Origin of the sequence: Pantoea sp. GABEPS69, from assembly GCF_045780835.1 — a bacterium.
Lineage (GTDB): Bacteria > Pseudomonadota > Gammaproteobacteria > Enterobacterales > Enterobacteriaceae > Pantoea > Pantoea septica.
In genome coordinates, this window is sequence record NZ_CP118618.1 from 1,371,539 (window position 1) to 1,389,301 (window position 17,763).

Below are 17,763 nucleotides of genomic sequence, written 5' to 3' on the forward strand. Positions count from 1 at the left end.
GCACTATTCTCTGCATGGAATTAACCCTTATTCAGATAAGAAGAACGATTATGAACAGAAAAAAAGCAGTGCAACGCTTCCCGCTGCGCCGTGTGGCGGCCGGCTCCCTGATGTTTGCCATGCTGAGCGCGTCTGCTGTGGCCGCAGATGCCTTTAGCTATGACTCGCCTTATATGTTCGGCGACTGGGGCGGCTCGCGAACGCAGCTGGAAAATGACGGCGTTAAATTTGACGTCAACTACACCATGGAAAGCGCATCGAACCTCGGCGGCGGCGCCGATACCAACACCTCAATGCGCTACAGCGATCAGTGGGCGTTCGGCGCCAATCTCGATCTGGAAAAGCTGCTCGGCTGGCAGGATACGCAGTTCCAGGCCACCATCACCAACCGTGACGGCCGCAATATTTCCGATCAGGTAGCCGACCGTCGTACCGGCATGCTCTCTTCGGTGCAGGAAGTGTATGGCCGCGGCCAGACCTGGCGTCTGACGCAGTTCTGGCTGAGCAAGGGGCTGTTTGATGACGTCGTCAACCTGAAAGCGGGTCGCGTTACCGTCGGCGAAGACTTCGACAACTTCGACAGCAAGTTCCAGAACCTGGCGTTCGGCAGCGGCCAGGCGGGCAACTGGCGCGGTGACCGCTGGTTTAACTGGCCGGTGTCGCAGTGGGGCGGCCGCGTGAAGCTCAACATCACGCCGGAAGTTTTCTTCCAGGTCGGCTTCTATAACCAGAACCGCGCCAACTACGATCGCGGCGACGGTTTCCGCCTCGACACCAGCAACTCCGAGGGTAACCTGGTGCCGGTGGAACTGGGCTGGAAGCCGACGCTGGGTCCGGACAAGCTGCCGGGTAACTACCGCATCGGCTACTACTATTCGTCCGCCAACGGCGACGTTTACGGCAGCTGGCGCGACGGCGCCTATCAGGATAAAGATCACGCCTACGGCGGCTATGTGCTGTTGCAGCAGCAGCTGACCGCGCAGGGCGGCGACGCCAGCCGCGGCATCGGCGTATCGGTCCAGGCGGTGATGAACGATCACAAAACCTCGAAGACCGACAACTATCAGTCGATCGCCTTTACCTGGGCGGGCCCGTTCGACGCCCGTCCTGAAGATGAGATCGGCATTGCCGCGGCGCGCATTCACGTTAACAGCGATTACACCCGCGCGCAGCGTCAGCAAAACGCCGCCAACGGTGAAACGGACTTCGACAGCCCGACCTATCTGCCGATTCAGGATGGTTCGGAATATAACTACGAGCTTTACTACAACGTGAAGCTGGCGAAATGGCTGCAGGTGCGTCCGAACCTGCAGTATATCGTCGCGCCGGGCGCGGTGAGCGAAGTGAAGGATGCCTTTGTCGGCGGCATCAGCGCCAATATCAACTTCTGATAGCGCAGCGAGCGGCTGCCATGGGCCGCTTAATGCTACTATTAAGGCGCTTACGCGGGAGGCAGGATCCGATCGCAAAGTCGCTCAAGGCTTCCCTGCGCGCTCGGCCCGCGACATCGCTGTCGCGGGACGCTTTGCTCTTCGGACCCTGCCTCCCGCGTATTAAACTTCTCAGCTGCCTGAAAGCGCTACCCAGACAGACTCGTTAGCGAAACATCACCTCTGCCCAGCGTGCCAGACCGGCCGTCACCGAGCCGAAATCATCGCCGCTGGCGATCGGCGTTTCCGGCAGCGCCTGCTGTAGCGCGGCGCGCAGCACCGGCGAACGCGCGCTGCCGCCCGTCAGATAGATCACTTCCGGTTTCACGTCGCAGCTGGCGAGCGCCAGATGCACCTGCTCCAGAATACGCTCCAGCGGCTGACTGATCGCTTCCTGCAGCAGGGTGTCGCTGATGGCGGCGTGCATCTGCGGCGCGATAAAGTCCAGGCTGGCGTCGAAAGCGGCGCGATCGGAAAGGGCGATCTTGCTCTCCTCCGCCGCGCGCACCAGACAATAGCCAAGCTTCTGCTGCCAGACCTTCAGCAGATGCGCCACCTGCGCGCTCTGTTCCGCGTCGCGCACCAGATCGCGCAGCAGCTTGCCGCAGGCGGCGGAGTAAAATTCGCTCTGCGCCGGCACGTCGTTTATCGCCACCGCGTTCCACCACGGCAGCGCGGGCAGGGCGGTGCCTTTTTGCGTCCTGCCGCCCAGGCCGAGCAGCGGCATCAGGGTCTTAAACGCCAGCATAATATCGAGATCGTTGCCGCCGACGCGGCAGCCGCTGTGGCCGAGCAGGCTCGCGCGGCGGTCCGACAGCTTGCGCCACTCCGGCCCCATCAGCAGCATCGAGCAGTCGGTGGTGCCGCCGCCGATATCCACTACCAGCACGCGCGTCTCTCTCTCCAGCGTCGCTTCGAAATCGAGTCCCGCCGCGACCGGCTCGAACTGAAACTCCACGTCGCGGAAACCGGCGCGCTGCGCGGCGCGCAGCAGAATGCCCTGCGCCTGCGCGTTGGCGTCGTCGCCGCCGAGCCCCTGGAAGTTAATGGGGCGGCCGATAACCGCCTGATCGATCGCGGCGTCGAGCTGCGCTTCGCCCTGTTCGCGGATATGGCGCATCATGGCGCACACCAGATCTTCAAACAGCGCGATCTGCTGCGGTTTCAGGCCGCTGGCGCCAAGAAAGGATTTAGGGGATTTCACGAACCATGTCTCTTCCGGGTCCGCCATATAGTGCTGCAGCGCATTCAGGCCGAACTGCACGCTGGCGGCCGACACCTCGATGTCCTCTTCGCGGTTATAGCGCAGCGCGCGCTGCAGCAGCGCGGTGGTTTCCGCATCGGGAGTCGGAACCTGATGATGGCGATAGAGCCATTCGCTCACCGCTTCGCGCGTCGGTGCGGCAATCATCGACGGCAGCAGGCGCTGACCCTTCTCCAGCGTCAGCAGGCGCGGCGTACCCTCTTCGCACACGGCAATGGAACAGTTCGCCGTACCGTAATCGAAACCAATGAACATCTGATGCCCCTCCCGGAAAAAAGGGGGCGACTTTAGCGCAGCTGAGCGGGGCTGGCAAGCGGCTCAGCGCGCCGGCGGCGCGTATACCATAAGCTGCCCGCGGCCGGCTTTTTTGGCGTTATAACAGGCGATGTCCGCCTGCGTCAGCACCTCCGCGCCGATGCCGTTGTCGGCGGCAATCTGCGTCAGTCCGGCGCTGGCGCCAACCTGATAAGTGCCGCCTTGCCAGCTAAAGGCGTAGCTATTGACCGCCGTGACGATGCGCTGCACGATCTCGCACCCCTGCGATAGCGCGCATTCCGGCATCAGAAGGGCGAACTCGTCGCCGCCGAGGCGCGCCAGAAAATCGGCGCCGCGCAGATGGCGCTGCATCAGATCGGCGAGTTCGCGCAGCAGCGCGTCGCCCGCCGCGTGTCCGGCGCTGTCGTTGACCGCTTTAAACTTGTCGAGATCGATAAACGCCAGCACATGCTGATGCCCGCGCGTCACCGCGTCGGCCAGCAGACGCTGCAGCTGACGCTCGAAGCTGGCGCGATTAGGCAGTCGGGTCAGCGTGTCATGCAGCGCGCTGTAGCTCAGGCGCTGCATTATCCGGCGCGACTCGCTGACGTCCTGAATAACCATGACCGCGCCGATCTCTTCACCTTGCAGCGTGCGCAGCGGCGTAATGCTGTAGTGAATCTCCACAACGCCGCCGTCGGCAGCGTGCAGCACCAGTTCGTCATCCAGATCGGGCGTGACTTTCTCCGTCGGCAGACGGCGAAGCCGCTGGTTTTCCACCGGCGCGCCGTGAACGCCCTGGGTGATATGCAGCAGTTCGCTTAGTGGGATGCCCGCCGCTTCTTCCTGCCGCCAGCCGCTCATTTTTTCCGCCACCGGGTTCATAAAGGTCACGCGCATGTCGCTGTCGGTGCTGATAACCGCTTCGCCGATAGAGTCGAGCGTAATCGCCATGCGCTCTTTTTCCTGAAACAGCGCGTCGGTCAGGTTGCGCAGGTGGGTCACGTCCTGACAGATGCCCAGCATGCGTTCGATGCGGCCGTCCTGGTTAAAGAAGCGGCGCGCCTGGGTGCGCAGGGTGCGCACGCCGTCGGCGCGCTGGATGCGGTACTCGATATCGAAAACGTCGACCTTTTCCGATGGCTGCAGGGCGCGGTCAAGCCGCTCGCGATCCGCCGGATGCACCTGACTGCGCCACAGCTCGCGGCTGGGCGGCTGGTGCGCGGGCAGGCCGAACAGCCGGTACATATAGCGGTCCCACATCATCTCGTTACGCGTCAGATTCCATTCATAAACGCCGATTTCGCCCGCTTCGTTCGCCAGCGTAATGCGCTCCATCAGATGGCGGTTCACCTGCTCGCTCTGCTTCAGCTCCGAGATGTCGATAATCTGCGAAATAAAGTAGAGCGGCTGGTGCGCGCCGTCGCGTACCAGCGATACCGTCAGGCGCGCCCAGACGATTTCGCCGCTTTTGCGGAAGTAGCGTTTTTCGATGGTATAGGCGTCAATCTCGCCGCGCAGCAGCCGGTCGGCATGCTGCAGATCGTTTTCCAGATCGTCGGGATGGGTAATCTGCTGGAAGGTGAGCTTTTTCAGCTCGGCGTCAGGGAAGCCGAGCGTCAGGCAGAGAGAGTGATTAACCTGCAGCCAGCCTCCCTGCGGCGACACCAGCGCCATGCCGATGGCGGAATATTCCATCGCGTGGCGAAACCGGGTTTCGCTTTCGCTGATGTGGTGCTTTTCGCGCCGGAAAGCGTCCATCACCAGCGCCATCACGTGGCTCGGGATCAGCACCAGCAGAAAGGGCAGCCAGCTGGCGATTTGACCCGGCACCTCGCCGCGCGTCTCGACCGTCGCGAGGCCCAGCGCCAGGATCAGCGAGATCGCGCAGGCATTCAGCAGAAACAACAGAAACGCGTCGCGCTTCGGCAGCCGCACGGCACACCAGAAAAGCAGCACCACGATAAAGGTGAATGGCCAGGGCATAAAACGCAGCGCCAGCCAGCTCGCGCCTGTCGTCAGCAGCAGGGTAAAAAGGAACTCCGCCAGGCGGCGCAGGCTAACCGCGGCGGGCCGCAGCGGCCAGGGCAATAGCAGCAGCACCGGACCGAGCGCCAGCATGCCGATGACTTCAGAAATCACCCAGGTCGAGAGAAAAGAAAAGCTGCCGCTGCCGCTGATATTCAGCATCCACAGCGCCAGCAGGCCGCCCAGCAGCGGAGTAAGCATGCCGACCGAGAACACGAAGCGTAGCCAGTCGTGCAGCGAGTTCAGCGGCGCCTCGCGCTTTAGCAGCGCGCGCAGCAGCGCGCCGCCCACCATCGCCTGCAGCACGTTGAGCAGCGTAAATTTCAGATTGGCTAAATCGATCCCGAGGATCAGCGCGTTCGCGAGCGCGGTGCCCGCCGCGCAGCCTAACAGCAGCAGCGGCGCATGGCGGGAAGGAGAGCGAAAGGCGACGATGGTCATCAGCGCGGTCGCAAACCAGACAGGCGAAATGCGGCCGCTGAATACGATCAGCTCAAGGCAAAAAAGCGTCAGCAGAAAAGCGAGCGCGGCCAGAATCAGCGCGCTCAGCAGGCGATTTCGCGGTTTGTCCGGCGAGGACAATAGTTCAACACTCATTCACTAACCCGGCAGCGCGCACGGCGTCTGGATGACGAAAAATGCGCCAGTCATACTCTTTCGGGCATGCTAGCACATCGACGCCGCCATAGGTCTGTTAAATCAAATTAGTGCGTTATTCAACGAATTGACTGGCTCTGTTGCGGCGCAACAGAGCACAGCGCGGCTACTGGCGGAAGAGATCGGCGCGGGTGAAGGGTTTTTCCAGTCCAGCCAGATCGGCAGAGAAACGTTCGAGAAACTGTTGCGTGGTGGCGATGCGTCCGTGGCCCATCAGCAGCAGCGGCACTAAAAAGGCCGCGCCGACCTGCGGCCAGCTAAAGCCCTTCAGCGCGGTACGGCGCTGGCTGAGCAGAAACGCGGAGCTGAGGGTAAAGCCCAGCAGCAGCCCGGTCGCCACTTCGCTGGCGGAGTGCGCATGGATCACCAGCCGCGAGAAGCCCACCATCAGCGGAATCAGATAGCCGACGCCGATGGCGAGCAGCCGCAGCGGGTTCGGCCAGCGGCCGGAGACCAGCCACAGCATCACCGGCCAGAGCGTCGCCGACATCGCGCTGTGCCCGCTGAAGCCGGTAAAGTTGAAACGGGCGCTGCCGATGCCGAAGCCAAGAAACAGAATTTTCGACAAGCTCACCAGCAGGCCGGCAAGGCCAAAGGCGAGCAGCCAGTACCAGACCGTGCGGCGGTTATCGCTCTTCCACGGCAGGATCAGGGCGATAATTACCGCAGTCGGGATCAGCAGCATGCTGTCGCCGAAATAGGTCAGTGTTCTCCAGTGCATAAGCTTCCTTTATTGTGGGCCGGCAGTCGTATTCCCGCGCCATCGCCGGGGCGGAACGCGCTTCCGTCGCCTGATGCGCCAGCCGCATAAGTAAAAACAGATCTGTCAGATAGTTTATCGGGTAATGGTTTCGGTTTGAAAAGGGGAAATTCTGAAATGGCGCGAGCGGCTTTTCTCTGGCGTCAAAAGAATGAAATCCCTATACTTAGCGCCTACTAAACCCTCTCCATTCCGTCCTGCGTCAAAACGCCTAATCCGCGTACAGCGCAGGCTCCAGTATCAGGTCTTAAAAAAAGTATGACTGACAAGTCTCATCAGTGCGTGATTGTGGGCATTGCCGGTGCCTCCGCATCCGGAAAAAGTTTAATCGCCAGCACGCTCTATCGTGAAATTCGTGATCAGGTTGGTGACGAGCATATCGGGGTCATCCCGGAAGATGCTTATTACAAGGACCAGAGCCACCTCACCATGGAAGAGAGGGTAAAAACCAACTACGACCATCCCAGCGCGATGGATCACGATCTGCTGCTGCAGCATCTGCAGGCGCTAAAAGCGGGCCAGGCTATCGATCTGCCGGTCTACAGCTACGTCGAGCATACGCGCACCCGCGACAGCATTCACCTGAAGCCGAAGAAGGTGATTATTCTGGAGGGGATTCTGCTGCTTACCGACGCGCGCCTGCGTCAGGAGATGAACTTCTCGATTTTCGTCGATACGCCGCTCGACATCTGCCTGATGCGCCGCATGAAGCGTGACGTGAACGAGCGCGGCCGCTCGATGGATTCGGTGATGAGCCAGTATCAGAAAACCGTGCGTCCGATGTTCCTGCAGTTTATCGAACCTTCTAAGCAGTACGCCGACATTATCGTGCCGCGCGGCGGGAAAAACCGTATCGCCATTGATATTCTTAAGTCCAGGATCAATCAGTTTTTCGAATAGACGCGTCGGGTCTGACGCGCGGCGAGCCGCCTGCCACGCGAGTTTCAGGCGGTTCGCTACACTTATATCATGGAGACAGGTGAATGAGATTATGTGACCGCGATATTGAAGCCTGGCTGGATGACGGCCGGCTAGCTATCGATCCGCGTCCGCCGGTCGAGCGTATTAACGGCGCGACCGTGGACGTGCGCCTGGGCAACCAGTTCCGGACGTTCCGTGGCCACACGGCGGCCTTTATTGATTTAAGCGGTCCGAAAGATGAGGTCAGCGCGGCGCTGGACCGGGTCATGAGCGATGAGATCGTGCTGCCGGAAGGCGAGGCCTTTTTCCTGCATCCCGGCGAACTGGCGCTGGCGGTGACCTTCGAGTCGGTCACCATTCCAGACGATCTGGTAGGCTGGCTGGACGGCCGCTCTTCGCTGGCGCGGCTCGGGCTGATGGTGCACGTCACCGCGCACCGCATCGATCCCGGCTGGCAGGGCCGCATCGTTCTGGAGTTCTATAATTCCGGTAAGCTGCCGCTGGCGCTACGTCCTGGCATGCTGATCGGCGCGCTGAGCTTCGAGCCGCTTTCCGGTCCGGCGGCGCGGCCTTACAACCGTCGTGAAGACGCCAAATATCGCGGACAGCAGGGTGCTGTCGCCAGTCGTATCGACAAAGATTAAACCGCGAACATGGGGATGTGATGAAAAGAGTGATAACCACGCTGGCCATTTTACTGGTGGTCATCGTTGCAGGCATGACCGCGCTGGTGCTGCTGGTCAATCCAAACGATTTTCGATCCTACATGGTGAAACAGGTCGAGCAACGCAGTGGTTATCGGCTGGAGGTGAGCGGCGATCTGCGCTGGCACGTCTGGCCTAAGCTCAGCATTCTGGCGGGACGTATGAGCCTGACCGCCCCCGGCGCGTCGCAGCCGCTGGTCACGGCGGAAAATATGCGTCTCGACGTTAATCTCTGGCCGCTGCTGTCGCATCAGCTCAGCGTCAGCCAGGTGATGCTGAGCAACGCCGTGGTGCGCGCCACGCCGGAAAGCGCGCCGCAGCAGCCGCAAAACGCCCCGGTCGCGCCCGGCCGCAGCGAAGCCGACGCGCCCGCCAGCGGCTGGTCGTTCGATATCAGCCAGCTGCGCGTCGCCGATAGTCTGCTGATCTGGCGTCAGCCGGGCGGCGACGAGTACAACTTCCGTAATCTTAATCTCAACCTCAATCAGGACGCGCGCCATCTGGCGAATATCGAGCTCAGCACCAGCCTGACGCGCAATCAGCGCAACGCGGTGCTGTCGCTGAAAGGCCAGCTCGACGCGTCGCAGTATCCGCACCGCCTGAGCGGCAAAATCGACGAGCTTAACTATGCGCTGAGCGGCGCCAATATGCCGCCGCAGGGCATTAAAGGCACGCTGAGCGCGCAGGGCAGCTGGCGCGCAGAGACGCAGCAGTTCGCGCTGACGCAGATGCAGCTGAGCGCCAACGACAGCGCGCTGTCGGGCGAGGCGACCGGTTCGCTGACGCCGCCGCAGCAGCTTGCGCTTCAGCTGCACGCCACGCAGCTGAACCTCGATAACCTGATGGCGAATGCGCCTCAGGCAAGCGAGAGCGGAACGCAGCACGCCACGGTGGCGCGCGCGCCGGTCATTGCCGCGCCGCGCGAGCAAAACAATCTCGATTCGCCGCTTAACGATATGAATCTGGCGGTAAATTTAAAAGCGGATAGCGCGGTGTGGCGTGGTTTGTCGCTGCAGAACTTTGCGCTGGACGTTACCAGTCAGCAGGGGCTGATCGCGCTGCGCGCGCTGAGCGGCAAGCTGGGCGACGGCGACTTTTCCGTGCCGGGCACCGTCGATATTCGTCAGCCGGAAACCCGCGTCGCGCTGCAGCCGGTGCTGAACCACGTCGCGATTCAGCCGCTGCTTGCCGCCTTCGACATGCCGCAGACCGTTCAGGGCGCCGTCTCGCTTAAGGGCGACCTGAGCGGCGAGGGCCTGTCGCTGGAGGCGGCCAAACGTCGCTGGCGCGGCGAAGCGCAGCTGAACGCCAGCGACGTTAAGCTGGCGCAGCTTAACCTACAGCAGATGGTGCGTCGCGCGGTGGCGCGTGCCAGCGATCGGGTCAGCAGCGACGATAGCGCCGATCAGGGGATCCGCCAGCTTAGCGGCACGCTTGCGCTGAACAATGGCGTGTTGCATCTGGCGAATCTGCAAGGCGAGGGCGATCGGCTCAAGCTGCAGGGCGGCGGCGAGGTCAATATGCCGACGCAGCAGCTGGATGTCACCTTCGGCCTGACGCTCACCGGCTGGAAAGGCGACGACAAGGTAGTCGCGCTGCTGTCGCAGCAGGCGATTCCGCTGCGCATGTACGGCAGCTGGAATAAGGTGCAGTACTCGCTGCCGGTCGATCAGCTGCTGCGCCAGCAGCTGCAGAGCGAGGCGAAGTCGCGTCTGAATCAGTGGCTGGAGCGCCAGCCGAAAAACAGCGACAACGATAGCCTGCGCAAGCTGCTGCGGCCGTAAGTCACACTTCGTAATCGGGATCCTGCGGCTGTTGCAGGATCTCCACCTTCTGGACGCGATGATTCTCCACCTGCAGGGTGCGCAGCTGATAACTGCCGACCTGCAACGTCTCACCCTCTTCGGGAATGTGCTGCAGGCTGTCCATCAGCAGACCCGCCAGCGTGTGGTAGCTGCGTCGCTCATCCAGCGGTAGCCTGACGTAAAGCGCTAAATCCTCCAGCGGAATATTGCCGTTAACGATCCAGTGGCCTTCGCCCTGCGTCTGCACGTCGTAGCGGGCGTCGATCTCCTCGCCCTCAAGGGGCAAGTTGCCGGCAATGGTTTCCATCAAATCGCTCAGCGTCACCACGCCCTCCACCGAACCGAATTCATCTACCACAAAGGCAAAATGGGTACGCGCCTGGCGGAACTGCTCCAGCGCCTGCAGCAGCGTCAGCCGCTCGGGAAACACCAGCGGCTGACGAACCAGCGCGCGCAAATCCAGCGACTGATGATGCAGCGACTGATGTAGCAGGTCGATGGCGTGCACCACGCCCAGCAGCTCGTTGCTCTGGTCGGTGATCAGCAGACGCGTATGCTGATTGCGGTCGAGCCGCGCCATAATCTCCGCCGGGTCGTCATCCAGATTGATATGTTCGATATCGTGACGCGAGGTCATGATGCTGTTGACGTGGCGCTGGGCGAAGTTGAGCACGCGGGCGATCATCACCCGCTCCTGCCGGTTAAACAGCGCGTGGCGATCGCTGTCGGCGATCAGCATCGCGCTTTGCGGGTCCAGCTCGGCGTGGTCCGCTTCGCCGCGCAGCAGCCTTAGCACGGTTTCCGCAGTGCGCTGACGCAGCGGGCGACCGGCCGACAGCGCGCGGCGGCGGTTGCGCTGCGCCAGCTGGTTAAACGCCTCAATCACGATTGAGAAGCCGATCGCTGCATAAAGGTAGCCTTTGGGAATGACGAAGCCGAGTCCTTCCGCCACCAGGCTAAAGCCGATCATCAGCAGAAAGCTCAGACAGAGGATAACGATAGTAGGGTGGCGGTTGACGAAGCGCGTCAGCGGCTTGCTGGCCAGCAGCATCAGCAGAATCGCGATGGTAACGGCGGTCATCATCACCGGCAGCTGGTTCACCATGCCGACGGCGGTGATCACCGCGTCCAGCGAGAAAATGGCGTCCAGCACCACGATTTGCGCCACCACTGGCCAGAATTTAGCGCCGCGCTTTTGTTGATTATCGTCGTGATCCTGACCTTCCAGCCGGGTATTCAGCTCGGTGGTTGCCTTAAATAGCAGAAAGAGGCCGCCAAGTAACAGCAGCAGATCGCGTGCGCTAAAGGGATGGCCGCGTAGCGTAAACAGCGGCTGCGTCAGGGTAACCAGCCAGGAAAGCGACGCCAGCAGCAGCAAACGACAGAGCAACGCCAGCAGTAAACCAATAACGCGCGCCCGGTCGCGATCTTTGCCGGGCAGCTTTTCCACCAGAATGGCGATGAAGACCAGGTTATCGATCCCCAGCACCAGTTCAAGAACGATTAGCGTAATTAACCCCGCCCATAGCGAGGGATCCGCAAACACCTCCAACATGCCTTAGCCGCCTGAATATATCGAAGTCAGTAAAGTCTGAGGATAGTGGAGCAGAGGGCAGGGCACAACAGGCCGTCGCGCACGATGTTTAGCGCGTCCACAGGGAATAATGAAAGGATAGCGTCTGATTTCTTTCAGCACCGAGCCAGAATTAGGTAAAGGATAAGATGGCGACCCGATGAATTATTGATGAATCGATTTTGAATCCATCATGGCGGCGGGAGAATTTATTAGCGTGGCGAATATGGTAATAATCTGATTTTTGCGCGGGGTATTGCACTTTCATTTTTGCCGGATGGCGGGCCTCAATACTAATGGCTGGTAGTCTTTTTCCTAAAATAGTCAGGGGACGGCGGGGCCTACTTGTAAAGAAGCCAGTAATAACTAGTATAGCAACGTGCTGTTAAAAGTCTGCGCTTATGTTGATATTCGCCCACTGATTTGGCACCCAATGTTGTGAATTGTGATCTGTCCCGTGGGTATGCATCAGGCAACCGGCCCGGGAAAGACAGGCCGGAAACAGGATATCAAAAGCGGTATTGGCAGCGACAGCCAAGGGCGGTAGCGTGCCTGAAACGCCTTTTATGTTTAGAAAATAATCAGTGCGTCACGACAGGTTAAGTCAGAGTAATCTGTTGGTATTCATCATGATTTTCTTGTTTTCTTGATAAGGAATCTGGTGTGAACGCACCCTGGAACTCCCCTCAGTTACGCATATGTCGACGAGAGACTGATTCGCTCAATTATTACACAGCTCAGGGCGTCACGGGTTAAAGGAAATAAAATAAAGAGTTAAATATGCGCGATACTGAAATTACGTTTAAAAGTCTTTTCACTAAATTGTTGTTGGCAGGTTCGGATTTAATTTGTTTTAACGCTGCATTATTCATAGCGCTGGCGTTAATTAATATGATGTCTGATTCGCCGCTGGCAGATATTTCTGAAAAAGATCTGCATTTGAAAATAGCTACGCATATTCTCCTGTCGGTAATTTGCGTCGGATGGTTCTGGGTCAGGCTGCGTCACTTTACCTACCGCAAACCATTCTGGTTCGAGCTGAAAGAAGTTTTTCGTACCATTCTTATTTTTTCTATTATCGACCTGTCGATTACCGCACTGTCGCAGTGGCAAATGTCGCGCTTCGTCTGGTTGCTGACCTGGGTGCTGGCGCTGGTGTTAATTCCGGTGTTGCGCGCGGTGGTTAAACATCTGCTTAATCATTATGGCCTGTGGAAAAAGCAGACCATTATTATCGGCAGCAGCAAAAATGCGCAGGAAGCCTGGCAGGCGCTGCAGAGCGAAGAGGTCATGGGTTTCGACGTTATCGCCTTTTACGATGTCGACGGCACCTGCCCGCAGGCGAGCATCTCCGGCGTGCCGGTGCTGCGCGAAGAGGCGGAACTCTGGAATCTGACCCACAGCGAAACGCAGTTCATCGTGGCGGTCGAATATGAGCAGAGCCAGTATCGCGATCTGTGGCTGAAGAACCTGGCGAGACACAACTGCCGCTCGGTCTCCGTTATCCCGACGCTGCGCGGCGTGCCGCTTTACGGCACCGACATGGCCTATATCTTCAGCCATGAAGTGATGATTCTGCGCGTTAATAACAATCTGGCGAAGCGTACCTCGCGCTTCCTGAAGCGAGCGTTCGATATCGTCGGCGCACTGTCGATTATTATCATGCTGCTGCCTGCGCTGCTGGTGCTCGGCTTTCTGGTCGGCCGCGATGGCGGACCGCCGATTTACGGACACGAACGCGTCGGCATGAACGGCCGCAAGTTCAAATGCCTGAAGTTCCGCTCGATGGTGATCAACTCCAAAGAGGTGCTGGAAGAGGTGCTGCGCACCGATCCGGTGGCGCGCGCCGAGTGGGATAAAGATTTCAAACTGAAAAACGATCCACGCATCACCAAGGTCGGCCACTTCATCCGTAAAACCAGCCTGGATGAGCTGCCGCAGCTGTGGAACGTAGTGCGCGGCGACATGAGCCTCGTCGGTCCGCGCCCGGTGATTGAAGATGAACTTTGTCGTTATGCCGGGGATGTCGACTACTATCTGATGGCGAAACCGGGCATGACGGGATTGTGGCAGGTCAGCGGTCGTAACGACGTTGATTACGAAACGCGCGTCTATTTCGATTCGTGGTACGTAAAAAACTGGTCGCTGTGGAACGATATCGCCATTTTGTTCAAAACGGTCGGTGTCGTACTGAAGCGCGATGGGGCGTATTGATAGCAGGCGAGTGCGGGGAGCGAAATATGCACGCTCCCGGGTTCCTGGCGCCGCTGCTGGCAACGTCATTGGCGATAGCCGCCATTATCGTGGCTGAAGGAAGCCGTTAATTGATGCGGAAGGCAAGGTAGTGCGTTTGCTTATTCCGTTCAGTTAAACGGTAGCAACAAAAAAGAGTTAGGGAGCAAGTGATAATGACAGGCATTTTCAGTGCTTAGGCTGGCGAGTTTATTTTTTTTCAGCGCTTACACAGCGGCGTTTTCGCCTCTATCAATCAATAACTGATAGCGAAGATCTAGATGATTACAATCAAAACGAAATTGATACCCATGCTGGTATCCGCCACATTTCTCTCAGGGTGTACGGTTGTTCCAGGCCAGCACCTTTCCACTAGCGGAAAAGATGTCGTTGAGCAGCAGGACAGCAACTATGACATCGACAAATATGTCAATGTCTTCCCGTTAACGCCGCGCCTGGTCGAGCAGATGCGACCCAAGCCGCTGGTGGCGCAGGCCAACCCGGGGCTGCAGAACGAAATTCAGAACTATGAATACCGCATCGGCATCGGCGACGTCATTAACGTGACCGTCTGGGATCACCCAGAGCTGACCACGCCTGCCGGCCAGTACCGCAGCGCCAGCGACACCGGCAACTGGGTGCACTCCGACGGCACCATTTTCTATCCCTATATCGGCAAAGTCCGCGTGGTTGGCCGTACGGTCACCGAAGTGCGCGGCGAAATCGCGCGTCGCCTTGCGCAGTATATCGAGAGCCCGCAGGTTGATGTCAGCATCGCCTCCTTTAAGTCGCAGAAAACCTACGTGACCGGCGCCGTGACCACTTCGGGTCAGCAGCCGATCACCAACGTGCCGCTGACGGTGCTGGACGCCATCAACGCCGCGGGCGGCCTGGCGGCGGACGCCGACTGGCGCAACGTGGTGCTGACGCACAACGGCACCGAGCAGCGCATCTCGCTGCAGGCGCTGATGCAGAACGGCGACCTGAGCCAGAACCACCTGCTCTATCCGGGCGACATCCTCTACGTACCGCGCAACGACGATCTCAAAGTCTTCGTGATGGGCGAAGTGCGTCAGCAGTCGACGCTGAAGATGGACCGCAGCGGCATGACGCTGGCAGAAGCGCTGGGCAACGCTCAGGGTATGGATCAGACTGCCGCAGACGCCACCGGCGTATTCGTTATCCGTCCGATTCGCGGCACAAACCGCACCAAAATCGCCAACATCTATCAGCTGAACACCAAAGATGCGGCGGCGATGGTCATGGGTACCGAATTCCAACTTGAACCTTACGATATCGTCTATGTCACCTCGACGCCGCTGACGCGTTGGAACCGCGTGATTTCGCAGCTGCTGCCGACCATCGCCGGCATCAACGACGCGAGCGAGGCGGCGCTGCGCTTCCGCAACTGGTCGAACTAGGTTAAGCCATGATTACGTCCGTGTTAGTGGTCTGCGTCGGCAACATCTGCCGCTCTCCTACCGGAGAGCGCTTACTGAAGCGCGCGCTGCCGGAAAAGCGTATCGCCTCGGCGGGGCTCAGCGCCCTCAAGGGCTATCCGGCGGATCAAACCGCCAGCGAGGTGGCCGCACGTCATGGCCTCTCGCTGGAGGGGCATCACGCGCAGCAGTTAACCGCCAGTATGTGCCGCGATTTCGACCTGATTCTGGTGATGGAGAAACGTCATATCGAACAGGTCAATCGCATCGATCCAGCCGCGCGCGGAAAAACCATGCTGCTTGGGCACTGGCTCAACCAACAGGAAATCGCGGATCCGTATAGAAAAAGTCGTGAGGCCTTTGAAGAGGTTTACGGGTTACTGGAAAACGCTACCCAGAAATGGGTCAACGTATTAAGCCGATAGTTGGGATTATCCATGAATATTAAAAATAAGGTTATGACCGCGCCAAGAGAGGAGTCGACGGGATTCGATCTTGGCCACCTTTTGGGACAGCTGATCGATCATCGCTGGATCATTGTCGCCGTAACCGCCTTCTTTATGCTGGTGGGAACGCTCTACACACTCTTTGCAACGCCGATTTACAGCGCCGACGCCATGGTGCAGGTTGAGCAGAAAAACAGCAGCTCCGTGCTTTCGGATCTGCAAACCCTGATGCCGGCGACGCCGGAGTCGGATACCGAGATTCAGATCCTGGAATCGCGCATGGTCATCGGCAAGACCGTGAGCGATCTCGGTCTGGATACCGTGGTCGAGCAGAAGTACTTCCCGATTATCGGTAAAGGCCTGTCGCGCCTGATGGGCAACAAACCGGCGCAGATCGCCATCTCCCGTTTGGATATCCCGCGCACTGTCGACAAGCGCAGCGTTGAGCTGGAAGTTAACAGCCCGACAACCTATACCGTGACCAAAGATGGCGACGAGCTGTTTAAAGGCCAGGTAGGTCGTCTGGAGCAGCACGGCGAAATCACCATGCTGGTCAGCGGCATTCAGGCGGAAGAGGGCACCAGCTTCACCGTCACCAAGCTGAACGAGCTGCAGGCGATCAACTCCGTGCTGGCGAACCTGACCGTCGCCGATAAAGGCAAAGACACCGGCGTGCTGGGCCTGCAGTATGTGGGTGAAGATCCGGAGCACATCAGCCAGGTGCTGAACCAGATCGTCAACAACTATCTGCTGCAAAACGTCGAGCGCAAATCCGAGCAGGCTGAGAAGAGCCTCGAGTTCCTGCGCAACCAGCTGCCGCAGGTGCGCGCCAAGCTGGACGACGCTGAGAACAAGCTGAACGCGTTCCGTCGTCAGAACGAATCGGTCGATATGTCGCTGGAAGCGAAATCGGCGCTCGACTCCTCCGTCAGCGTGCAGAGCCAGCTGAACGAGCTGACCTTCCGCGAAGCTGAAGTGTCGCAGCTGTTCACCAAAGACCACCCGACCTACCGCGCGCTGCTGGAAAAACGCAAAACGCTGGAAGGCGAACAGGCGCAGCTGAACAAGAAAATCTCTCAGATGCCGCAGACGCAGCAAGAGATCCTGCGTCTGACCCGCGACGTACAGGCGGGTCAGGAGATCTACATGCAGCTGCTGAACCGTCAGCAAGAGCTGGGCATCAGTAAAGCCAGCACCGTCGGCGACGTGCGTATCATCGATAATGCGGAAACGGCTAATGCGCCGGTCGCGCCGAAGAAAACGCTGATCATCGCCGCCAGCCTGCTGCTTGGTCTGGTCATCTCTGTAGGTCTGGTGCTGCTGAAGGCGCTGCTGCATCACGGCATCGAGAACCCGGAACAGCTGGAAGAGCTGGGTATGAACGTCTATGCGAGCGTGCCGCTCTCTGAATGGCAGCGTAAGAAAGACACCGAAGCGCTGGCGCGTCGCGGTCATAAAGTGAAGACCGACCCGCACGAAACGCTGCTGGCGCTGGGCAACCCGACCGACCTCTCTATCGAAGCGATCCGTAGCCTGCGTACCAGCCTGCACTTCGCGATGATGGAAGCGAAAAACAATATCCTGATGATCACCGGCGCGAGCCCAGGCATTGGTAAAACCTTTATCTGCGCCAACCTGGCGACGCTGGTGGCGAAAGCGGGTCAGCGCGTGCTGTTCATCGACGGCGATATGCGTCGCGGCTATACCCACGACCTGATCGGCGCGGATAACAAGTCTGGTCTCTCTAACGTGCTCTCCGGCAAAACCGAGTTCAGCCCGGCGATGATTCAGCGCGGTCCGTACGGCTTCGACTTCCTGCCGCGCGGTCAGGTGCCGCCGAACCCGTCGGAGCTGCTGATGCACCGCCGCATGGGTGAGCTGCTGGACTGGGCGAGCAAGAACTACGACCTGGTGCTGATCGATACGCCGCCGATTCTGGCCGTTACCGACGCCTCGATTATCGGCAAGCTGGCCGGCACCTCGCTGATGGTGGCGCGCTTTGAGACCAACACCGCGAAAGAGATCGACGTCAGCTTCAAGCGCTTCGCGCAAAACGGCATCGAGATCAAAGGCGTCATTCTTAACGCCGTGGTGCGTAAAGCCGCTAATGCCTACGGTTATGGCTACGACTATTACGACTACGAATATGGCAAGCCGACCAAAAGCTAAACTTTGACGATTAACGGGGCGGCAAGACCGCCCCTTTTTATCGTCTGTTAAAGACGACACGCAACGATGTACACAGGTGA

Annotated in this window: 12 protein-coding genes; 8 read left to right on the top strand and 4 right to left on the bottom strand. The window is 59.2% G+C overall.

Features of this window, described 5'->3' with window-relative positions; translation table 11 throughout:
• Positions 1-50: 50 nt before the first annotated feature.
• Entirely contained in the window at positions 51-1,391 is a 1,341-nt protein-coding gene (locus PVE98_RS06520; protein ID WP_187143653.1) for a carbohydrate porin, read from the top strand.
• Between the two features lie 205 nt (positions 1,392-1,596).
• On the opposite strand, the gene yegD is transcribed toward PVE98_RS06520, so the two are convergent.
• From yegD to PVE98_RS06535, 3 genes are all read right to left on the bottom strand, one after another.
• Positions 1,597-2,949 (bottom strand): molecular chaperone, encoded by a 1,353-nt coding sequence (gene yegD, locus PVE98_RS06525; RefSeq protein WP_096073473.1) that lies wholly within the window; start codon positions 2,947-2,949, stop codon positions 1,597-1,599.
• 63 nt (positions 2,950-3,012) lie between these two features.
• Positions 3,013-5,574: a diguanylate cyclase gene (locus PVE98_RS06530; protein ID WP_096073472.1), complete on the bottom strand. Its 2,562-nt coding sequence runs from the start codon at positions 5,572-5,574 to the stop codon at positions 3,013-3,015.
• A 166-nt stretch (positions 5,575-5,740) separates the two neighbouring features.
• A complete protein-coding gene (locus PVE98_RS06535; protein ID WP_033750215.1) occupies positions 5,741-6,355 on the bottom strand; it encodes a phosphatase PAP2 family protein in 615 nt (204 codons plus the stop codon).
• A gap of 297 nt (positions 6,356-6,652) precedes the next feature.
• Here PVE98_RS06535 and udk point away from each other — a divergent pair, with 297 nt between their 5' ends.
• The 3 genes from udk to asmA all read left to right on the top strand — a co-directional run bounded on the left by udk (position 6,653) and on the right by asmA (position 9,803).
• On the top strand, positions 6,653-7,294 hold the full coding sequence (udk, locus tag PVE98_RS06540; protein WP_033750212.1) for a uridine kinase: 642 nt from the start codon (positions 6,653-6,655) through the stop codon (positions 7,292-7,294).
• A gap of 83 nt (positions 7,295-7,377) precedes the next feature.
• Positions 7,378-7,959 carry a dCTP deaminase gene (gene dcd / locus PVE98_RS06545; protein WP_033750209.1) on the top strand — a complete coding sequence of 194 codons (582 nt, stop codon included), beginning with the start codon at positions 7,378-7,380 and terminating at the stop codon, positions 7,957-7,959.
• 20 nt (positions 7,960-7,979) lie between these two features.
• Positions 7,980-9,803 carry an outer membrane assembly protein AsmA gene (gene asmA / locus PVE98_RS06550; RefSeq protein ID WP_096073471.1) on the top strand — a complete coding sequence of 608 codons (1,824 nt, stop codon included), beginning with the start codon at positions 7,980-7,982 and terminating at the stop codon, positions 9,801-9,803.
• A 1-nt stretch (position 9,804) separates the two neighbouring features.
• Here the strand turns inward: asmA and PVE98_RS06555 are convergent, their stop codons facing one another.
• A complete protein-coding gene (locus PVE98_RS06555; protein ID WP_048784200.1) occupies positions 9,805-11,379 on the bottom strand; it encodes a TerC family protein in 1,575 nt (524 codons plus the stop codon).
• 798 nt (positions 11,380-12,177) lie between these two features.
• On the opposite strand from PVE98_RS06555, the gene wbaP reads away from it, so the two are divergent.
• The 4 genes from wbaP to wzc all read left to right on the top strand — a co-directional run bounded on the left by wbaP (position 12,178) and on the right by wzc (position 17,683).
• The gene (gene wbaP, locus PVE98_RS06560) at positions 12,178-13,611 is read left to right on the top strand and encodes an undecaprenyl-phosphate galactose phosphotransferase WbaP (protein WP_096073470.1); all 1,434 of its coding nucleotides are present in this window, start codon (positions 12,178-12,180) and stop codon (positions 13,609-13,611) included.
• Positions 13,612-13,910: 299 nt separating this feature from the next.
• The gene (locus PVE98_RS06565) at positions 13,911-15,050 is read left to right on the top strand and encodes a polysaccharide export protein (RefSeq protein ID WP_033750198.1); all 1,140 of its coding nucleotides are present in this window, start codon (positions 13,911-13,913) and stop codon (positions 15,048-15,050) included.
• A gap of 8 nt (positions 15,051-15,058) precedes the next feature.
• On the top strand, positions 15,059-15,493 hold the full coding sequence (locus tag PVE98_RS06570) for a protein-tyrosine-phosphatase (RefSeq protein ID WP_033750196.1): 435 nt from the start codon (positions 15,059-15,061) through the stop codon (positions 15,491-15,493).
• A 12-nt stretch (positions 15,494-15,505) separates the two neighbouring features.
• Complete coding sequence (gene wzc / locus PVE98_RS06575; RefSeq protein ID WP_033750193.1) at positions 15,506-17,683, top strand: tyrosine-protein kinase Wzc; 2,178 nt, start codon at positions 15,506-15,508, stop codon at positions 17,681-17,683.
• The last annotated feature ends 80 nt before the right edge of the window (positions 17,684-17,763 follow it).